Origin of the sequence: Acinetobacter sp. 809848 (assembly GCF_000581275.1) — a bacterium.
Classification (GTDB): domain Bacteria; phylum Pseudomonadota; class Gammaproteobacteria; order Pseudomonadales; family Moraxellaceae; genus Acinetobacter; species Acinetobacter pittii.
In genome coordinates this window covers 1-377 of the sequence record NZ_JEXG01000206.1, presented here as the reverse complement: position 1 = coordinate 377, position 377 = coordinate 1, and the positions used below count along the sequence as shown (strand labels likewise).

The 377-nt window shown below is 46.7% G+C and carries 1 protein-coding gene; it reads left to right on the top strand.

What is annotated here, in order from left to right:
- Positions 1 to 29 precede the first annotated feature (29 nt).
- Positions 30 to 377: CoA-transferase (locus J536_RS24800; protein ID WP_032064392.1), on the top strand; the 348-nt coding region annotated here is incomplete at its 3' end.

The window sequence follows — 377 nt, the reverse complement described above, 5'->3', positions numbered from 1 at the left end:
CAGCACAGTAAGCAATAAGGAGAAATAACATGAGCTACCAGAAACTCAGCCGTGACCAGATTGCACAACGTGTGGCACAAGATATTCCCGATGGCGCCTATGTAAACCTAGGCATTGGCTTACCAACCAAGATCGCTAGTTACTTACCGAATGACAAAGATATTTTTCTTCATTCTGAAAATGGCCTATTGGCTTTTGGCCCACCGCCAGCTGCAGGTGAAGAAGATCCTGAACTGATTAATGCGGGTAAAGAGTTTGTGACCATACTTGAAGGCGGCAGCTTTTTCCACCATGGCGACTCATTTGCCATGATGCGTGGTGGTCACCTTGATATTGCAGTACTCGGTGCATTTCAGGTTGCTGCGAATGGTGACTTG